Below are 18,251 nucleotides of genomic sequence, written 5' to 3' on the forward strand. Positions count from 1 at the left end.
ACAAGGAGAAACCAGATGGAACACCGCACATTTTTGGATGCGCTCGACGCCCAAAAAGATGCACAGGATTTTTTGCTGGCCACGGTTCTGGAGGGCCAGCAACAGGGGACCGCATTGCTGCTCTGCGATGGACAAGTGGCATGGACGTCCGCACCGGAAACGCTTCTAACCCAAAATCTTTCTGCATTGAAAAAATGCACGACTTCCGGCGTGTTTACGCTGGGAGATACGCGCGTTTTTGCCGAGCGTTTTGGTGCCGGGGCACGTTTGGTCATCTGCGGAGGCGGACATGTAGCAGCGGCGGCGGTCCGGCTGGCAAAGCTGCTGGATCTGCCCGTTACCGGGCTGGAAGATCGTCCGGAATATGCAGATGCACTGCGGGAAACAGGGGCGGATCGAGTGCTCTGCGCGCCATTTGAAACATCTCTGGCGCAGATACCGGGCAGTGCAGAGACATACTTTTGTGTGCTGACCCGTGCCCATGCGTATGACGTCACCTGCCTGAAGCAGATCTTGCAAAAACCGGCGGCCTATGTGGGCATGATGGGCAGCCGGGGACGTTCGGAACTGGTGCGCCGCCAGCTGGCAGAGGCAGGCCTGGACCCGGCACGGGTAGCGCGGCTCCATGCCCCCATCGGCCTTGCCATCGGGGCAAAAACGGCGCAGGAGATCGCGCTGTCCATTTTGGCGCAGATCGTGGAGATCAAAAGCCATCGCCAACTGACAGAGGGGTTTACGCCAGAAATCCGGGCAGCCTGGGCACAGTGCCGTCAGGAGCAAACGGATGCTGTGCTGGCAACCATCGTTTCCCGCCACGGCTCCATGCCCCGAGAGGTGGGCACCAAGATGCTCATTCTCCCGGATGGCAGTACGGCGGGCAGCGTGGGCGGCGGCATTATGGAATACCGTGCCCGGCAGCTGGCAGGAAAAATGCTGGCAGGTACGGAAGCTCCGCAGCAGCTGGCGTCGTTTGCCACGGGACTGGAAGACGATGAGAAAGCGCTGGCAGCCTGCGGCGGCTCGATGGAACTTTTCTTACAGGTTTTAGCGGGAGGCACAGAGGCAAAATGAAACGAGATTCCCTGATTATCGTGCGGGGCGGCGGCGACCTTGCCACGGGCACCATCCACCGGCTGTGGTCCGCTGGCCTGCGGGTTCTGGTACTGGAAACCGAGCATCCCGCCGCCATCCGTCGGCAGGTCTCTCTCTGTGAGGCGGTTTACGAGGGCGAGACGACGGTGGAGGGGCTGCGTGCTGTCCGCATTTCCAAACAGGAAGAGGCGGAGGCTGTCTGGGCACAGAATGCGGTCCCTGTTTTGATCGACCCCAAAGGGGAGAGCATCCGCACTTTAAAACCGGACGTGGTAGTGGATGCGATTCTCGCCAAGAAAAACCTTGGCACTACCCGTGAAATGGCTTCGCTGACCATTGCCCTTGGCCCGGGCTTTACAGCCGGGCAGGATGTGGACGTGGTGGTGGAGACCAAACGCGGCCACAAGCTGGGCCGGATCATCCGGGAGGGCGCGGCGACCCCCAACACTGGCGTTCCGGGTGTCATTGGCGGCTATGCCGCCGAGCGGGTGCTCCATTCGTCGGCACAGGGTATTTTCCGCGACCTGCACGCCATCGGTGATTTTGTCGAGGCCGGGGAGGCCATTGCCAAGGTGGAAACACCGGCGGGCGAAGAAGTGCTTGTAAAAACGCAGATCGCGGGGATCCTGCGCGGCCTGCTGCGGGACGGTTACCCTGTGGTTCCGGGTTTCAAAGTGGCAGATGTGGACCCGCGCAAAACAGAACTGGAAAACTGTTTCCTCATCTCGGATAAAGCTCGCTGCATTGCGGGCAGTGTGCTGGAGCTTGTAGTTGCGCAGCTCTGGAAATAAGAGAATCAATCAAAAGGCCCTGCTCCGTAGTTGGAACAGGGCCTTTTATGCGCTGTCATTCAAAATGACCGAAACCGTAATCATCGAGACACTGTTGGAATGCCTGAATGGTAGAATCAAACCGGATGCCAAAATCTTTCAACTTTTCGCCGCTCATGGCAAGGTTTCGCTCCCAATGGTCTTTTTCAAGCGGGACTTCCACCCCCAGAAGCCGGGCGAAGCGGGAAACAGTCTCAAACATGTCGCAGTCGTTTCCACTGCCAAAATTGTAAACACCACCGGGCAGCTCCATGGCCGGGATGAGTTTGTCAATGACTTCCCGTACATAGCTGACGCCGCGGAAATCCTGTTCTGAAAAATGCAAGGCAGTGCCTGTTTTGGCGGCACTCAGCAGGTTTAGCGGCAGGTTGCCCCGGATAGGGAGCCGATAGCCCGGGAAATCATACATCCAGGCTGCCCGCAGCAATACGGCGTCCGAGGTGATGGCAAGCACCCGCTGCTCGGCTTCCAGCTTGTGGCAGCCATAGACATTGGCCGGGGCAAGAGAAAGCGTTTCGGGCAGAGGGCCGCTTCTCTTACAGCCAGCGTATACCTGATCGGAGCTGAACGCCAGCAGCTTTGCTCCGGTTTCAGCAGCCGCTTTTGCAATCCATTCGGGCAGCAGGACATTCGCCCGGAGTGATTCTTCCGGATGGCTGGCACAATAGGCTGTATTGGAAAGAGCTGCGGTATGGACGATGACGTCCGGCTTTTCCCGGGCAATCAGAGCACGCACAGCGGCTTCATCAGAATCGGCGGAAAATCCATGGGGAAACGCGCAGAGCTCGTACCTCTCACGCCACTGGTCGAGGATACGAGCCCCTACAAAACCACCGGCACCCGTTACCAAAATCTTCCTCATACAGAGTTTCCCTTTAGTGGACAAGGAAGAACTCCAGCACCATCACCACTGCACAGCAGAGCACCGAGACGGGGAAGAGTCCGGCACCCATCCAGGCGGCAATGATGCCGACTACCAACGCGGCAGCACCGGCAAGAGGGCTCTGGGTGGCGTTGACAATGGCAGGGAACGTCATGACTGCCAGTGTGACATAGGGCACATAGTACAGGAACGACTGAATGAACTGGTTTTCAATCGGCTTGCGGATGAGTGTCAGCGGCAGGATGCGGATGGCATAAGACACTGCAAACATGACAGCAATGTAGATCCAGTTGTTCATTGGTTGCCCTCCTCTTGCTTAACCGGGAAGAGAATCGCGGCAGCGCAGGAGATGGCCACCGTGAGCAGAATGGTGCGGGTGCCATCGGAGAGTGCCGAGATGCCCGGCAGATAGGTGCAGACAAAGCTCAGTGCAAAACTGATGGCCACCAGCGCGGCCACCACCTTGCTCTTGCGGGCAGGGGGAATGATGATGGCCAGGAACATGCCGTAGAGTGCCACACTCAGCGCGCTGACGGCCCGCAGGGGCAGCAGGTTGCCGGCAATGATGCCGCAGGCTGTGCCAGCTGCCCAGGCAGGAGCTGCCAGCGCAATGGCACCATAAGTGTAAAACGGGTTCAGCCAGCCGGGCCGGGCAATGGTGATGCCAAAAAGTTCATCCGTGACATCGTAACCAATGATGAGCCGGTGGAAAAACGGCGTGCCGGGTGCAAACCGCTGGGCCAGTGCACAGCTCATCAACAGATACCGCGCGTTGGCGATCAGGGTAATGATGGCAACTTCCAGGTAAGTGGCCCCGCTGGCGATCAACGCAAAAGCAGCATACTCACCTGCGGAGGCATTGTTGAGCAGACTGGCAAAAAAGCCCTGTACCGGGGTCAGACCCGCTTTCCGGGCGGCAATGCCCAGCGAGAACGATACAGCAAAATAACCCAGTGCAATGGGCACACCATCGCGCATTCCCTCGCAGAACACCTTTCGGCTGAACGCGTAGGGTCTGGTTGCAGTTTCCATGAGTTTCAAACTCCTTTCCTATTCCAAGACACAAAATAATTATAGCACACTCCACAGTCGTTGACAAAAGAAAATACCTCAGTTTTCGAAACGAAAGCTGAGGTACTTTTGATCGTTGTGTTCAAACGCTTACTGGAACAGTTTGCGGCCGATCCAGATACAGACACAGGCACCGACCACAGAGACAAGAATCTCGCCCACAAGGCCCGTGGCACTCAGGCCGATCAGACTGAACAGGATGTTGCCAACAAAACCGCCCAAGATACCCAGCACGATGTTGCGCACGGCAGATGTCTCACTGCCCATGATGCGGCCAGCAATGTAACCGGCCAGAGCACCGATCAGCAGACTGAAAATAAGACCAAGCATTGTAATGCCTCCTAAAAATAACATGAAGCTTCCACTTCTTTCTTACGATCATGGGGCTGCGAACCGTCAGGTTGCCGCATTCTCCCTGGCGTAGCGGCAGATATCACGCAGGCAGCATTTTTCGCACTCCGGCTTGCGGGCATTGCAGACGGCCCGGCCATGCATAACAAAGCGGTGGCACAGATCACTGCCCTCTTCCGGCGGAATGATCTTCCACAGGGCCATCTCCACTTTCTGCGGTTCCTTAATGCCATCCACAAGGCCAATTTTGTTGCACAGCCGGATGCAATGGGTGTCTGTTACAATGGCGGGCTTGCCGAAGACATCCCCCATGATAAGGTTGGCGCTCTTGCGGCCAACGCCGGGCAGGGAAAGCAGCTCCTCAAAGGTGGTGGGGACTTTACAGTCGTATTTGTCCCGCAGCATCCGCATACAGGCAGAGATATCCCGGGCTTTGGAGTGGCCTAGGCCGCAGGGCTTGACGATGGCTTCAATTTCTTCCGGCTCCGCAGCTGCCAGTGCGGCGACGCTGGGGTACTTGGCAAACAGATCTTCCACCACGATGTTGACCCGTGCATCGGTGCACTGTGCGGCCAGCCGGACACTGACCAGAAGCTGCCACGCATGGTCGTAATCCAGCGTGCAGGCAGCATCGGGGTATTCCTTTTTCAGCCGGGCGATGACTTCCAGCGCAAGGGTTTTCTTGGCAGAAAGGTCTTCCGGGGCGGCTGGTTTCCTGGGCATGTTGCTCCCCTCGATTCCAGTAAAATGTGCTTTTATGATAACATGTTTTGCAAAGATTGTAAATCCTTTGGAGATTATCTGAGAATCATTTTCAGAAATTGTCTTGTCCTCCGTGCAAAAATGCGTTATAATATTTAAGAAGAAGTATCACTTGCGGGCGCATGATGCTGCCTAAGGAGGAAACGACCAATGAATGAACCGCTGGCGCAGCGTCTGCGCCCCAAAACTCTGGCTGATGTCTGCGGCCAGCAGCATCTTCTGGCTCCGGGCCGAGTCTTCCGCCGCACCATCGAGAGCGGCAAGATTCCCAACATGATTTTTTATGGCCCCTCCGGCACGGGCAAAACCACGGTGGCCCGCATTATCGCTGAGAACAGCGGCATGACCCTGCATAAGCTCAACGGTACTTCCTGCGGGACGGGGGATATCAAGGCCGTGCTGAAAGACATCGGCACCCTAGCCGGGGCGGGAGGCATCCTGCTCTATCTGGATGAGATCCAGTACCTGAACAAAAAGCAGCAGCAGAGCCTGCTGGAATGTATTGAAGACGGCACAGTCACCCTCATTGCCTCGACTACGGAAAACCCGTATTTTTACATCTATAATGCACTGCTGTCCCGCTGCACGGTATTTGAATTCAAATCGCTGTCTGCAGCGGATGTGGAGCGCGGGCTGCACAATGCCATCGCCAAACTTTCGGAAGCCGAGGGGCAGAATATCATTCTGGAAGAAGATGCCTGCCAGTATCTGGCCGAGAGTGCGGGCGGCGACCTGCGCAAGGCGCTGGGCTGTTTGGACTTTGCGGTTACGGCGGCCCCGATTACAGAAAACTGCAAGCGCGTCACCCTTGAGATGATCCAGCAGGTGACAAAGCGGACGGCCATGCGGTACGACCGGGACGGCGATGACCACTACGACATCGTATCTGCTTACCAGAAATCCATGCGTGGTTCCGACCCGGACGCGGCGCTCCATTATCTGGCGAGGCTTCTGGAAGCTGGGGATCTGCCCTCGGCCTGCCGTCGGCTCATGGTCTGTGCCTGTGAGGATGTAGGCCTTGCCTACCCGCAGATCATTCCCATCGTCAAGGCGGCTGTAGATATCGCCAATGCGGTGGGCCTGCCGGAAGCCTGTCTCCCACTGGCCGATGCGGTGGTTCTGGTGGCCACCAGCCCAAAATCCAACAGCGCACACAATGCCATCCATGCGGCGCTTGCGGATGTACAGGCCGGGCGGACCGGGCCCATCCCGCGCCAATTGCAAAATAAACATTATGATGGCGAGGACGCGCTGGTAAAAGGGCAGAATTACAAATATGCACACGACTATGAAAACCACTGGGTGGAGCAACAGTACCTGCCGGATGCCATCAAGGACGTCAAATACTATACCTTTGGCGATAACAAAACAGAGCAGGCGGCCCGTGCCTACTGGGCAAAGATCAAAGGTGAAAAGAATATTTGAAACAAGGAAGCAGCGAAGGAGAGAAGAACATGCGATACTCAAAACAGCGTGAACTGGTGCTGCAGAAAGTGGAGCAGTTGTGCGACCACCCCACTGCGGAAGAAATTTACGATGAAGCCATTAAGGAGTGCCCGGGCCTGAGCCTTGGCACAGTATACCGCAACCTGAACAGTCTTGTGGATGCCGGGCGGGTGCGCCGGGTGTGCATCCCGGGCAAGGCGGACCGCTTTGACCACACGCTGTGCTGGCACAGCCACATGTACTGCACGGTCTGCGGCGGCGTGGTCGATGCGGATGTGGATGAAAAACAGGTGATGAAGCTGGTCAAGAACCAGAAAGGTGCCGTGCAGGACTGTGCCGTGGTGCTGTTCGGCGTCTGTGAGGAGTGCTTGAAGAAACAGGCGGCACAGTAAGGGCAATCCGACGCAAAAAGTTGTGCGTTTCCTCTTGCCCTCTGCAGGCAAACAGGGTATACTAAAAAGAGCTTTTCAGAAAATAAAAAGAGAAACCGCGGTACAGCCTTTCAAAGCGGCCGCGGATAAGGATGGTACGATTGGAATATCTAGCATTTGAACATAACACTGCCGCCGCAGAGCTTGTCCGGCAGGCATACGATACGCCGCCGCTGGCATTTGTTCACAGTTACGGCTGCCAGCAGAATGTCAACGACGGTGAGCGCATCAAGGGCGTGCTGGTGGATATCGGCTACGGCCTGTGTGAGAAACCCGAGGATGCAGACCTCATCCTCTTCAACACCTGCGCGGTACGGGAACACGCCGAGCAGCGAGTGTTCGGCAACGTGGGTGCCCTCAAGGGCCTGAAAGAAAAAAAGCCCGGTCTCATCATCGGCCTCTGCGGCTGTATGGCCAACCAGAAGCATGTGGTGGAAAAGCTGCGCCAGAGCTACCCCTATGTAGATCTTGTGTTTGGTGTGGATGGCATTGATACGCTGCCTCAGCTGGTGGCCCAGAAGCTGCAAAAGCACAAGCGTGTGCTGCTGGAACCGGCACAGCGCCCGGTCATTGTGGAGAACATCCCCATCCGGCGTGAGAGCGAGTTCCGTGCCTGGCTGCCCATCATGTATGGCTGCGATAATTTCTGCACCTACTGCATCGTGCCCTATGTGCGCGGCCGCGAAAAAAGCCGCAAGCCCGGCGATATCCTTGCGGAATTCAAGGGCCTTGTGGAGGCAGGTTATAAGGAGATCACCCTGCTGGGGCAGAACGTGAACAGCTACGGCAAGGGTCTGGAGGAGAAAATCGATTTCTCCGATCTGCTCAACCTGCTCTGCACGGTGCCGGGTGATTATCACATCCGGTTCATGACCAGCCACCCGAAAGATGCCAGCTTCAAGCTCATTGACACGATTGCGGCACAGCCCAAGATCTGCAAGCACCTGCATCTTCCGGTGCAGTGTGGTTCGGATCGGCTGCTGGTGCAGATGAATCGCCACTATACCATTGAGCATTATCTGGAGCTCATCGAGTATGCCCGCAAAAAGGTGCCCGGCATCACGTTCTCCAGCGACATTATCATCGGTTTCCCTGGTGAGACAGAAGAAGATTTCCAGCAGACGCTGAGCCTCATCCGCAAGGTTGGCTACATGCAGCTGTTCACGTTCATCTATTCCAAGCGCACGGGCACGAAAGCGGCGGAAATGCCGGACCCGACCCCCCGCAAGGAGAAGACGGATCGGATGAGCCGCCTGCTGGCCGTGCAGGACGAGATCGCAATGGCGTTGGTCAAAGCACAGGTCGGGCAGACCGTCCGGGTGCTGGTCGAGGGCTATGGCCGTGCGGAGGGGACTCTCTCCGGCCGCCTGGACAACAACCTGACCGTCGAGTTTGCCGCGGACGACAGCCTCATGGGCAGTTATGCCATGGTGCACCTGACGGGTGCCCGGGCCACTGTTCTGCTGGGTGAGCTGGCCCAATAACGTACATTCCATCATATTTTTAAATAAGGAGATTTTTACAATGGATTGCATTGATCTTTTCAAGCGTGCTGCGATGGCACTTCAGACCGACCCCCGTTACCTGGTTCTCGACCAGGCCCGGAAAGCAAACGATAAGGATGAAGAACTCCAGAACATGATCGGGGAGTTCAACCTCGCCCGGATGGATCTGAACAATGAGATCGGAAAGAGCGAGCGCAACGATGCCCGCATTGCAGAGCTCAATGAGAAAGTCAACGACCTGTACGGCAAGATCATGGCCGATGAGGGGATGGTGGCTTACAATGAGGCCAAGCGTGATTGCGAAAACCTCGTCAACTACATCGACGCGATCATCAACACTGCCATGAACGGCGGCGACCCCATGACGGTGCAGGAGCCCTCTACATCCTGCACGGGCAGCTGCTCCACCTGCGGCGGCTGCCACTAAGGCGGAACGATAAAATCAGAAACGCGGCTGTGCTTTGCAGGCCGCGTTTTGCTTGCAAAAGGCGGTTTTTGCCCACAAACCGGGCGAGATTGCAGCAGGCAATGCAGAAAACGGGGAGGACGGTGAACGGCCATGGCGGAGCTTTCGCCCATGATGCAGCAATACCTTGAAATCAAAAAGCAGCACAAAGACGAGATTCTTTTTTACCGCATCGGCGATTTTTACGAGATGTTTTTTGACGATGCACTGACAGCCTCCAAAGAGCTGGACTTGACCCTGACGGGCAAGCAGTGCGGTCTGGAGGAGCGTGCCCCCATGTGCGGCGTGCCATTCCACAGCTATGAGGGCTATGTGGCCCGCCTCATTGCCAAGGGTTACAAAGTCGCCATCTGTGAGCAGGTGGAAGACCCGGCCAAGGCAAAAGGTCTTGTCAAACGTGATATTATCCGGGTGGTTACACCTGGAACGGTCATTGAGAGCAGTATGCTGCAGGACGACCGCAACAACTACATTGCCAGCATCTTCCTCAAAGATGGTGCGGCTGGCCTCTGCTTTGCGGATGTTTCTACCGGTACGGCCCACATCACCGAGCTCAAGCAGAGCAAAATTGCCCCGGCTGTTATTACGGAGCTCTGCCGTTATCACCCGAGCGAAGTACTGATGAACCCGGGGCTGCTGGACTGCCGTGAGATCACAACCTACATCAAGAAAAATATGACCTGCTCCGTGGAACTGGTGGAAGAGGAACGCTACGCACCGGGTCTTGTCTCCATTGCACTGGAAAATCAGTTTGGCCGTGATTGGGCGGCGCAGACGGGCATTGCCCCGAAAGGTTTGGTTCGCTTTGCCATGGCGGCACTGCTGGAATATCTCCATGATACCCAGATCAAAGGCGTGGAGCGTCTGAAAACCGTCATCAGCTACAATGAGGCACAGTTTATGCGTCTTTCCCCGGTCACCCGGGCAAATCTCGAACTGACGGAGACGCTGCGCGGCCGTGAAAAGCGGGGAACACTGCTTTGGGTGCTGGATAAAACCAGCACTGCCATGGGCAAACGGATGCTCCGCAGTTGGATCGAGCAGCCGTTGGTGTCCAGTGCGGCGATCAACCGCCGCCTGAATGCGGTGGAGAGTCTGGTGCACCAGACGGTGCAGCGTGGCGATCTGATCGAAGAGCTGCACTATATTTCGGACCTGGAGCGCCTGATGACCCGCACGGTCTATGGCTCTGCCACCCCCAAAGAGATCTACGCGATGGCGCAGACCTGTGACCGCCTGCCCAGCCTCAAGCAGCAGGCGGAGAGCTGCAACTGTCCGGAGCTGGCAGAGCTGTCCGCACAAATTGATGCACTGGACGATATCAAGCAGAAAATTTATGCAGCCGTGGACCCGGAAGCCCCCTCGACCCTCAAGGATGGCGGTGTCATTGCCAAGGGCTACCACCCGGAAGTGGACGAGCTGCGTTCCATCCGGGATAATACCAAGGGCGTCCTGGCCCAGCTGGAGACCCGCCTGCGGCAGGAGACCGGTATCCCCAAGCTGAAGATCGGCTATAACCATGTGTTTGGTTACTTCATTGAGGTGAGCAACTCTTATAAGAGCATGGTGCCGGAAACGTATATCCGCAAACAGACCCTCACCAGCGGCGAGCGCTACATCACGCAGGAACTCAAGGAACTGGAAAGTAAAATTCTGGGCGCCCACGAGCGGTTGATTGCGCTGGAGCACCGGCTGTTCAGTGAGCTGCTGGAAACCATTGGCGGCCAGCTGGACCGCATCCAGCGCACGGCCAATGCAGTGGCAGAGTTGGATGTGCTGGCAGCACTGGCACAGGTAGCGGCTGAAAACAACTACTGCCGCCCTGTTGTAGACGATAGCGATGAGCTGTACATTGTGGAGGGCCGCCACCCGGTGGTGGAACAGGTGCTCAAAGGCAGCCTGTTTGTGCCCAATGATACCACCCTCAATTGCGGGGAAGACCGCTGCCTCATCATTACCGGCCCCAATATGGCAGGTAAATCCACTTACATGCGCCAGAACGCACTGATTGCCCTGATGGCACAGATTGGCTCGTTTGTCCCGGCGGCAGAGTGCCATGTGGGCGTGGTGGATGCTATTTTTACCCGCATTGGTGCCTCGGACGACCTCTCGGCAGGCCAGTCTACCTTTATGGTGGAGATGACCGAGGTGGCTGAAATTTTGAAAAATGCCACTTCCAAGAGCCTTGTGGTGTTGGATGAGATCGGGCGCGGCACTTCCACGTTTGATGGCATGAGCATTGCCCGTGCTGTGGTGGAGCACATCTCCGATCCCGGCAAGGGGCTGGGCTGCAAGACTCTGTTTGCGACCCATTACCATGAGCTGACGGATCTGGAGGGCACCATTGCAGGCGTGAAAAACTATAACATCGCCGTCAAAAAGCGGGGAGAAGATATCACATTCCTGCGCCGCATTATTCGCGGCCCGGCTGACGACAGCTATGGCATTGAGGTGGCAAAGCTGGCTGGCCTGCCCGGCAGTGTGACCCGCCGGGCCCATGAGGTGCTGCGCGCACTGGAAGCCAGCGCACCCAAGAACAAAGTAGAGCAGATGGATTTTGATGCCCTGCAGGAATATGCCTCGCCTGCGGTGCCCAGCGAGATGATGGAGCAGCTGGAAGCGCTGGATGTGGAAACACTGACGCCGATCGAGGCACTGAATTTCCTGTATGAGCTGAAAAAGACCCTGAAAGGCAGCCTGAACAGCTGACCGGAAGAACGAATCAACGGGTAAAGGAGGGAAAATTCGATGGCAGAAATTCGAGTTTTGGACAAACACACGGCTGAACTGATCGCGGCAGGTGAAGTGGTCGAGCGCCCGGCCTCTGTTGTGAAAGAGCTGCTGGAAAACGCCATTGATGCCGGTTCCACGCAAGTGACCGTCACGATCGAATCGGGCGGCATTCGCCTCATTGAGATCAGCGATAATGGCTCCGGCATTGAAGCGAAATATATCCCCACAGCTTTCATCCGGCACGCAACCAGTAAAATCCGGACCGAAGATGACCTGACCCACATCCATACGCTGGGCTTTCGCGGCGAGGCGCTGGCTTCCATTGCCAGTGTGGCCCGTGTGGAGGTGCTGACCCGGACGGCGGATGCGGAGTGCGCTTCCGTCTACCATATTGAGGGCGGGGAAGAGCAGCCCATGGAGCCGGGTGCCCGCGGTGTGGGTACCACCATCCGGGTACGGGACCTGTTTTATAACACGCCAGCCCGGATGAAGTTCCTGAAAAAAGATTCCAGCGAGGGTACCTTTGTGGCCGATATCGTGGCGCATGTGGCTCTGAGCCACCCGGAAGTCAGCTTCAAATTTGTCCGTGAGGGCAAACTGCAGTACGTCACCCCCGGCGATGGGCAGCTGCGCAGTGCCGCTTACGCGGTTCTGGGCCGGGAATTCAGCCGTGACCTTGTGGAAGTGGATAACCAGGAGGGTGTCTACCGGGTTCGAGGCCTCATCACTCAGCCCAAGAGCTGCAGGGCCAGCCGGAGTATGCAGTATTTTTACATCAATGGCCGCTATGTCCGTAACCGCACCATGATGGCGGGTATGGAAATGGCCTATAAGGGCACTATGATGCAGGGAAAATTTCCTGGAGGAATCTTGCTTCTGGAAATGCCTGCGGATCTTGTGGACGTCAACGTTCACCCGGCGAAGATCGAGGTCCGCTTTGCCCGTGAAAATGATATCTTTGACCTCGTTTACCATGCTGTCAAGCTCTCTCTGAGCCAGCCTGGAACGGGCGAACGGCTTTTCACTTTTGATGAACCGAAAAACAATGAAAAATCCAAGAGCGAAGAATCGAACGATATGATAGAAGAAAATACTGTAAAGAAAAACAGCTTTACAGGACTTTCTGCGATTTTATCGGGCCAGGCAGCGCCCGGAACGCTCCCGCATCACACTGCACAGCCTGCAAAACCGGTGGTTCTTTCTATCCAGGCAATGCCGACTGCTTCTGCAGGGCAAACGGCAGCTTTTCAAAAAACAGAAACAGAGCTTTCGGCCGGAGAAACGGGCAAAGAAGAACCGGAACACAGCTGGACAACGGTTGCATCGGATACGCCGCTCCAACAGGGCGTGAGCCTGCACAGCCCAGAGCCTGAAGAAGGAACTTCAACAGAAGAACCGGATGCAGAACAGCTGGCGGAGACCGAGCGGGAGGCCCTGGAGCCGCCTACATTCCGTGCGGCCGCTAACGAAGCACAGCTGGATGTGGAGCCGGAGGGAGATGAACAGACTTCCGGTAAGGACCATATGGCGGCTTGGAATCCGGCACCGCCCGCAAAACCGCAGAAGTCGGTTTCCAGCGGCTTTGCGGGCGGCCTGCCAGGCACACCGGAGCAGATGGGATTTGACGTACAGGACGGCCCGGAGCCGCTGCGGTATGTAGGAGAACTCTTTAAAACTTATATCCTCGCAGAGCGTGGGGATGAGATCTGCATTATTGATAAGCATGCTGCCCACGAGCGCCAGCTGTTTGAAAAGCTGGCCGCCGATTATGGCGATGTCCCCAGTCAGCTGCTGCTGGAACCGGTCGTGGTAGAGCTTTCGGCTGAGGAGAAGACGGCATTGCTCAACAATCTCCCGTTGTTGGAGAGTGCCGGCCTTGAAATGGATGATTTTGGCGGCAACAGCGTGTTCCTCCGCTCTGTCCCTGCTGACGTGGAGCAGAGCAATGCGGAAGACCTGCTGGTGGAACTGGCCGCAAAGCTTGCCAGAGGCAGCCGTGATGCATTGAATGAGAAGACTGAATGGGTGCTGCACTCCATTTCCTGTCGCGCGGCCATCAAGGCGGGGGATAAGACCTCCCCGCAGGAACTGATGGCACTGGCTGAGAAGATCCTCTCGGGTGAAGTGCCGCCGTTCTGCCCCCATGGGCGCCCCTGCGTCCTCAAATTGACCCGGAAGGAGCTGGAAAAGCAGTTTGGCCGCATTGTGTAATGATAAAACCAGACATCCGGTGCTGGCTGTTGTAGGGCCGACCGCCACCGGAAAAACTGCACTGGGCGTCGCATTGGCGGAGCGCATTAGCGGCGAAGTCATCAGCGCAGACTCCATGCAGATCTATAAAGGGCTGGATGTGGGTACGGCCAAGGTGACGCCGGAAGAGACCCACGGCATCCCGCACCACGGGGTGGATATCCGGACACCGGATCAGTTGTTCAGTGTGGCGGATTTCTGCGCAATGGCCGGAGAGCTGGAACAGGAACTCTTTACCCGGAATACGCTGCCCATTCTGGTGGGCGGTACCGGCCTTTATGTCCAGAGCTTTTTGTATGGAGTCCGCTTTACAAAAGAAAAAGCACCGGACGGCCTGCGGGAACAGCTGGCGGCAGAGCTGGCCGAAAAAGGCCCGGAAGCCATGTACGCCCAATTGCAGGCTGTGGACCCGGAAGCGGCTGCTGCCATCCACCCGAACAATCAGGTGCGGGTGCTGCGGGCCCTGGAACACTACCGTGCGACCGGGAAACGCCTCAGCGAGCAGAAAGCGGAATCTCTCCCCACAGAGCGGCCTTATCGTTCGCTGGTATTGGGACTGGATTTCCCGGAGCGGGCACAGCTTTACCGCCGCATTGACCTGCGGGTGGATAAGATGATGGAAAATGGTCTGCTGCCGGAAGCGGAGCTGGTCTACCAGAACCGGGAACGCTTTAAAACGGCGGCACAGGCCATCGGATATAAGGAATTCTTCCCGTACTTTGAGGGGAATGCAGCGCTTGAAGATTGTGTGGAGAAGCTGAAACAGGCTTCCCGCAACTACGCAAAACGCCAGTTGACCTGGTTCCGTCATATGGACGGCGTGGTCTGGCTGGATGCCGCTGCTCCGGATGTGACGGAACAGGCGGTTCGCCTGACCCAAGACTTTTTAGCGAAAGGATGAGCATTATGAGCGATACGCCGGAAACACCTCGCCGCGCCCCCCGTGCGCTGACCGTTCTGGCCGGGATTGCCATTGTATTTCTGCTGCTGGCAGGGCTGTATGTCGGGTACCAGACGATGCACATTCTCTTCCCACCAAATACTTATGAAACGGCTATGCTGGCGACGGTCTCGGATACAGTGGATGCCGAGGGCGTGCTGCTGTTCAACGAGAGCTATGTGGCAGGTGGTGGGACGCTCGGGTATCTGGCAGCCGATGGAGAACGTGTTTCGGCGGGCACCGCTGTGGCAGAAGTTTACAGCGATGCTTCCCAGGCGGCGCTCCGCCAGCAGCTCACCCAGCTGGGCGACCAGATCGACCTGCTGCAAAAATCGCAGAATGTTTCCGCAACCCAGCTGGACACCATGCGGAAAGAGCGTTCCTCCGCCCTGTATGACCTGATGGACGCACTGGACAGCGGGGAGTATGATGAAACGGAAAAAGGTACAGAGGAGTATCTGCTGGCGCAAAATAAGCTCTGGGTCATCACCGGGGAGGTGACGGATTTCTCGGGGCAGATCGCGGCGCTGGCGGATCAGGAGGCCTCTGTGCAGGCGCAGCTGGGTACGCCAACGCAGATCACAGCCCCGCAGACCGGATACTTTATCCGCAGCGCAAGCTCTGGCCGCCTCAACGCCGGGGCAGGAGACATTCTGGCCCTGAGCGCCACAGACCTGAAAGCCTATATAGAGTCAGAGCCGGAAACGGCACTGGATGGTTGTGTGGGCAAGATCGTCTCGGGCTTTTCCTGGCAGTATGCAGGGGTCTGCTCCGCCAAAGAGGGGCAGAAACTGCTGGGTCAGGATGGCAAACCGCTGAAAAAATCGGTGCAGATCCGTTTCCCCGGCCAGGTGGAGACGCCGCTGAAAGCTTCTGTTACCGAAGTGAGCATCGACGAGGAAAGCGGCCTGACCCGTTTTGTGATCACCTGCGAGGTCATCAATGGAGACGTGCTGCGGCTGAACAAGGCCAATGCGCAGATCATTGTGGGGGAGAGCACCGGGCTTCTGGTCCCGGCTGCGGCAGTCCATTATTTAAAAGAAGATGGCTCTGAGGCCGAGACGCAGGGCGAAAATTATATCCCTGGTGTGTATGTCAAGTACGGCAACCTGGCCCGTTTCTGCAAAATTGATCCGGTGGACGATGCACACCCGCTGGTAACCGAGGGAGATCATATCCTCGTTTTGCCCAGTGGAACCGCCAATTCGGTCAGTCAGGTCCGTCTTTATGACGAGATTATCGTCTCCGGACAAAATTTGTATGATGGAAAGCTTTTGTAGTTATTGACATCTGGTGCAAAAAATCCGATAATAGAAAAAGCTATTTGCAACTCTTCTTGCAAAGGTTGCCAGGCAGCGGATGCTGCCCGAATGAAAGGAGCAAGTTCTATGTCTTTAGTGGATAGCCTGAAAAAGGGACTTTTCGGCAGTGAGGACGACTACGACGACCAGTACATGGACGACGGCCCTCAGATGGTAAACAATAACAACGGTGTCGGCATTGAGGACGATGAGGAGGGCGACGTAGACGCTGCCCCCAAGAAGAATGGCAAGGTGGTCAACATCCATGCCACCACCCAGCTCAAGGTCGTTCTGGTCAAGCCCGAGCGCTTTGAGGATGCAAGCACCATTGCGGACCACCTGAACAACAAGCGCACGGTCGTGCTCAACCTGGAGTCTACCAACAAAGAGGTCTCCCGCCGTCTGGTGGATTTTCTCTCCGGCGTAGCCTATGCAAACAACGGCCAGATCAAGCGCGTTGCAAACAGCACTTTCATCATTACTCCCTACAATGTTGATATTATGGGAGACCTGCTGGACGAGCTGGAGAACAATGGCGCGTTCTATTGATCCTGCCCCCAAAGCGGTGCGGGGTTTTGTGCCCGCCCGCAATGATGAAGAACGGTATCTGATGCGGCACATTGAGGACTTGGCCCGCACGGCTTCCTCACGCGGCATTGCCCGGTACTCCGGCTTTTTGAGCGACCGGGAGCAGCAGCTGGCGCAGGCCGCGCTCAACCGCACCGACATGCCGGAGGACGAGATTCGTTTTGACGGCGGGTGGCCCGGGGCGGAACGCAAACTGCTCTGCCTGGAACCTGTGGACAGTTACCCTGCGAGCCCATTGTGTTGTGTGCGGCTGCAGTGCCGGGCTCTGCCCGGTGCGCAGCTGCCAGTGCACAAGGATTATCTTGGCAGCCTGATGGGTCTGGAGCTGCGCCGGGAGGCGCTGGGAGACATCGTTCTCCCGGAAGACCAGCTGGGGGTGGCCTATGTGTTTGCGCTGGAGCCTGCCGCGGAGCTGATCTGTCAGGAACTGCGTCAGGCGGGCCACACCGACCTGACGGCAGAAATGCAGCCGCTGGAGACGCTTCCGGCGTTCCCGCAGGCAGAGCGGCCCCGCCAGACGGCGACAGTCTCTTCCCTGCGGCTGGACGCGGTGCTCGCTGCCATGCTGCGGTGCAGCCGTGGAATGGCGGCAGAGCTGGTCACGGCCGGACGGGTGGAGATCAACCATCTGCCTGCCGAGAGTGTCCATGCCCCGGTGTACGAGGACGATGTGTTCACAGTGCGCGGCAAGGGCCGCTTTCAGCTGACGGCATTGCCCGGAAAAAGCAAGAAAGACCGTTTGATCATTGAATATTTCCAGTATTGATGATGAATGAAGATAAGGGAGGAAACCACTATGCTGACCCCGCAGGACGTGCGCTCTGTGCAATTTGAGAAAAACCTCCGCGGCTACCGTACCGAGGAGGTGGACCGTTTTCTGGATAAAGTGGAGGAACAGCTGACTCAGAGCGAAAACGAGGCCGAGGCGCTGCGCAAGCAGATCGCCGACCTGACCGCCGAGAACCAGAAGCTCCGCCAGAAAATGAAAGATTATGAGGCCGACGGCGATATGCTGAAGAGCGCTCTGATCAATGCCCAGCGGATGGGTGAGAATGTCATCCGTGAGGCAAACCAGAAAGCGGAGGAGATCCTGCACCGTGCAAATCTCCGCGGTGATGATGTCATCCGTGATGCCAACGAGCTGCTGCAGAAAGCCAGTGACCGCGCGGACGAGATCATCAACGAGGCAAACGAGAAAAAGCTGGCCGAGGAGCGGGAGTACGACCGGGTGCGCCTGGAAGTGACCCGCTTCAAGTCGGATGTGCTCAACCTTTACCGCAGCCATGTGGAATCGCTGAGCCGTCTGCCCGAGTTCCAGAAAGAAGAAGCTCCGGCAGAAGAGCCGGAGGAGTCCGCAGCGGAAGATGAAGTGGAAGAGACCACTGCTGAGCTGAATGAGAAGCTGGACAATGCCGCGGATGCCAAAGCACCGGAAACTGCTGAGGCGGATGATGCCGCAGAGGATGGCGATGCGGAGAAATCCGAGGATTTCTGGGAAAAAGACGAGAGTCAGCTCAAGCTTGACCCGCCCCCTGCAGATGCAGCCCCCACTGCGCCGGACTACGCCGCGTTTCAGGGCGTAAAGTTCAGCGAGTAAGTGTG

18 protein-coding genes are annotated in these 18,251 nt (G+C 57.0%); 13 read left to right on the forward strand and 5 right to left on the reverse strand.

The window, feature by feature from the left end:
- Positions 1 to 15: 15 nt before the first annotated feature.
- Both C4N22_RS00385 and yqeB read left to right on the forward strand, forming a co-directional pair.
- Positions 16 to 1,071 (forward strand): XdhC family protein, encoded by a 1,056-nt coding sequence (locus tag C4N22_RS00385; RefSeq protein ID WP_112147572.1) that lies wholly within the window; start codon positions 16 to 18, stop codon positions 1,069 to 1,071.
- Positions 1,068 to 1,883, forward strand: coding sequence for a selenium-dependent molybdenum cofactor biosynthesis protein YqeB (gene yqeB / locus C4N22_RS00390; RefSeq protein ID WP_112114906.1), 816 nt, complete (start codon positions 1,068 to 1,070; stop codon positions 1,881 to 1,883). Before C4N22_RS00385 ends, yqeB begins: the two co-directional genes overlap by 4 nt.
- A 55-nt stretch (positions 1,884 to 1,938) precedes the next feature.
- On the opposite strand, the gene C4N22_RS00395 is transcribed toward yqeB, so the two are convergent.
- The 5 genes from C4N22_RS00395 to C4N22_RS00415 form a co-directional block, all read right to left on the reverse strand.
- Complete coding sequence (locus tag C4N22_RS00395; RefSeq protein ID WP_112147573.1) at positions 1,939 to 2,784, reverse strand: SDR family oxidoreductase; 846 nt, start codon at positions 2,782 to 2,784, stop codon at positions 1,939 to 1,941.
- Positions 2,785 to 2,797: 13 nt separating this feature from the next.
- The gene (locus C4N22_RS00400; protein ID WP_112147574.1) at positions 2,798 to 3,103 is read right to left on the reverse strand and encodes an AzlD domain-containing protein; all 306 of its coding nucleotides are present in this window, start codon (positions 3,101 to 3,103) and stop codon (positions 2,798 to 2,800) included.
- Entirely contained in the window at positions 3,100 to 3,837 is a 738-nt protein-coding gene (locus C4N22_RS00405; RefSeq protein WP_022257220.1) for an AzlC family ABC transporter permease, read from the reverse strand. The genes C4N22_RS00400 and C4N22_RS00405 overlap by 4 nt, the downstream gene beginning before the upstream one ends.
- A gap of 129 nt (positions 3,838 to 3,966) precedes the next feature.
- A complete protein-coding gene (locus tag C4N22_RS00410) occupies positions 3,967 to 4,206 on the reverse strand; it encodes a GlsB/YeaQ/YmgE family stress response membrane protein (protein ID WP_112147575.1) in 240 nt (79 codons plus the stop codon).
- 66 nt (positions 4,207 to 4,272) lie between these two features.
- Positions 4,273 to 4,950: an endonuclease III domain-containing protein gene (locus C4N22_RS00415; RefSeq protein ID WP_112147576.1), complete on the reverse strand. Its 678-nt coding sequence runs from the start codon at positions 4,948 to 4,950 to the stop codon at positions 4,273 to 4,275.
- A 189-nt stretch (positions 4,951 to 5,139) separates the two neighbouring features.
- On the opposite strand from C4N22_RS00415, the gene C4N22_RS00420 reads away from it, so the two are divergent.
- The 11 genes from C4N22_RS00420 (at position 5,140) to C4N22_RS00470 (ending at position 18,246) form a co-directional block, all read left to right on the forward strand.
- Positions 5,140 to 6,414: a replication-associated recombination protein A gene (locus C4N22_RS00420; RefSeq protein WP_112147577.1), complete on the forward strand. Its 1,275-nt coding sequence runs from the start codon at positions 5,140 to 5,142 to the stop codon at positions 6,412 to 6,414.
- A gap of 29 nt (positions 6,415 to 6,443) precedes the next feature.
- Positions 6,444 to 6,827: a Fur family transcriptional regulator gene (locus tag C4N22_RS00425; RefSeq protein ID WP_112114901.1), complete on the forward strand. Its 384-nt coding sequence runs from the start codon at positions 6,444 to 6,446 to the stop codon at positions 6,825 to 6,827.
- Between the two features lie 131 nt (positions 6,828 to 6,958).
- On the forward strand, positions 6,959 to 8,350 hold the full coding sequence (miaB, locus tag C4N22_RS00430) for a tRNA (N6-isopentenyl adenosine(37)-C2)-methylthiotransferase MiaB (RefSeq protein ID WP_112147578.1): 1,392 nt from the start codon (positions 6,959 to 6,961) through the stop codon (positions 8,348 to 8,350).
- Between the two features lie 40 nt (positions 8,351 to 8,390).
- Positions 8,391 to 8,798, forward strand: coding sequence for a YlbF family regulator (locus tag C4N22_RS00435; RefSeq protein ID WP_022257214.1), 408 nt, complete (start codon positions 8,391 to 8,393; stop codon positions 8,796 to 8,798).
- Between the two features lie 132 nt (positions 8,799 to 8,930).
- On the forward strand, positions 8,931 to 11,546 hold the full coding sequence (gene mutS, locus C4N22_RS00440) for a DNA mismatch repair protein MutS (RefSeq protein ID WP_112147579.1): 2,616 nt from the start codon (positions 8,931 to 8,933) through the stop codon (positions 11,544 to 11,546).
- Positions 11,547 to 11,585: 39 nt separating this feature from the next.
- Positions 11,586 to 13,781, forward strand: coding sequence for a DNA mismatch repair endonuclease MutL (gene mutL / locus C4N22_RS00445; RefSeq protein WP_112147580.1), 2,196 nt, complete (start codon positions 11,586 to 11,588; stop codon positions 13,779 to 13,781).
- 19 nt (positions 13,782 to 13,800) lie between these two features.
- Positions 13,801 to 14,721 carry a tRNA (adenosine(37)-N6)-dimethylallyltransferase MiaA gene (gene miaA, locus C4N22_RS00450; RefSeq protein ID WP_112148000.1) on the forward strand — a complete coding sequence of 307 codons (921 nt, stop codon included), beginning with the start codon at positions 13,801 to 13,803 and terminating at the stop codon, positions 14,719 to 14,721.
- Between the two features lie 5 nt (positions 14,722 to 14,726).
- A complete protein-coding gene (locus C4N22_RS00455; protein WP_112147581.1) occupies positions 14,727 to 16,040 on the forward strand; it encodes an HlyD family efflux transporter periplasmic adaptor subunit in 1,314 nt (437 codons plus the stop codon).
- 108 nt (positions 16,041 to 16,148) lie between these two features.
- Complete coding sequence (locus C4N22_RS00460) at positions 16,149 to 16,610, forward strand: cell division protein SepF (RefSeq protein ID WP_022257209.1); 462 nt, start codon at positions 16,149 to 16,151, stop codon at positions 16,608 to 16,610.
- A complete protein-coding gene (locus tag C4N22_RS00465) occupies positions 16,594 to 17,415 on the forward strand; it encodes an RNA-binding protein (protein WP_112114896.1) in 822 nt (273 codons plus the stop codon). The genes C4N22_RS00460 and C4N22_RS00465 overlap by 17 nt, the downstream gene beginning before the upstream one ends.
- Positions 17,416 to 17,445: 30 nt before the next feature.
- Positions 17,446 to 18,246, forward strand: a complete 801-nt coding sequence (locus C4N22_RS00470) for a DivIVA domain-containing protein (RefSeq protein WP_242980907.1) — start codon at positions 17,446 to 17,448, stop codon at positions 18,244 to 18,246.
- Positions 18,247 to 18,251: the final 5 nt, after the last annotated feature.

This window comes from Faecalibacterium prausnitzii (genome assembly GCF_003287495.1).
In the GTDB taxonomy this organism is placed as follows: domain Bacteria; phylum Bacillota; class Clostridia; order Oscillospirales; family Ruminococcaceae; genus Faecalibacterium; species Faecalibacterium prausnitzii_I.

Bases quoted from the DNA above. Each gene is read 5' to 3' on its own strand.
- C4N22_RS00385 (WP_112147572.1), top strand. From the start codon at position 16: ATGGAACACCGCACATTTTTGGATGCGCTCGACGCCCAAAAAGATGCA.
- yqeB (WP_112114906.1), top strand. From the start codon at position 1,068: ATGAAACGAGATTCCCTGATTATCGTGCGGGGCGGCGGCGACCTTGCC.
- C4N22_RS00395 (WP_112147573.1), bottom strand. From the start codon at position 2,784: ATGAGGAAGATTTTGGTAACGGGTGCCGGTGGTTTTGTAGGGGCTCGT.
- C4N22_RS00400 (WP_112147574.1), bottom strand. From the start codon at position 3,103: ATGAACAACTGGATCTACATTGCTGTCATGTTTGCAGTGTCTTATGCC.
- C4N22_RS00405 (WP_022257220.1), bottom strand. From the start codon at position 3,837: ATGGAAACTGCAACCAGACCCTACGCGTTCAGCCGAAAGGTGTTCTGC.
- C4N22_RS00410 (WP_112147575.1), bottom strand. From the start codon at position 4,206: ATGCTTGGTCTTATTTTCAGTCTGCTGATCGGTGCTCTGGCCGGTTAC.
- C4N22_RS00415 (WP_112147576.1), bottom strand. From the start codon at position 4,950: ATGCCCAGGAAACCAGCCGCCCCGGAAGACCTTTCTGCCAAGAAAACC.
- C4N22_RS00420 (WP_112147577.1), top strand. From the start codon at position 5,140: ATGAATGAACCGCTGGCGCAGCGTCTGCGCCCCAAAACTCTGGCTGAT.
- C4N22_RS00425 (WP_112114901.1), top strand. From the start codon at position 6,444: ATGCGATACTCAAAACAGCGTGAACTGGTGCTGCAGAAAGTGGAGCAG.
- miaB (WP_112147578.1), top strand. From the start codon at position 6,959: ATGGTACGATTGGAATATCTAGCATTTGAACATAACACTGCCGCCGCA.
- C4N22_RS00435 (WP_022257214.1), top strand. From the start codon at position 8,391: ATGGATTGCATTGATCTTTTCAAGCGTGCTGCGATGGCACTTCAGACC.
- mutS (WP_112147579.1), top strand. From the start codon at position 8,931: ATGGCGGAGCTTTCGCCCATGATGCAGCAATACCTTGAAATCAAAAAG.
- mutL (WP_112147580.1), top strand. From the start codon at position 11,586: ATGGCAGAAATTCGAGTTTTGGACAAACACACGGCTGAACTGATCGCG.
- C4N22_RS00455 (WP_112147581.1), top strand. From the start codon at position 14,727: ATGAGCGATACGCCGGAAACACCTCGCCGCGCCCCCCGTGCGCTGACC.
- C4N22_RS00460 (WP_022257209.1), top strand. From the start codon at position 16,149: ATGTCTTTAGTGGATAGCCTGAAAAAGGGACTTTTCGGCAGTGAGGAC.
- C4N22_RS00465 (WP_112114896.1), top strand. From the start codon at position 16,594: ATGGCGCGTTCTATTGATCCTGCCCCCAAAGCGGTGCGGGGTTTTGTG.
- C4N22_RS00470 (WP_242980907.1), top strand. From the start codon at position 17,446: ATGCTGACCCCGCAGGACGTGCGCTCTGTGCAATTTGAGAAAAACCTC.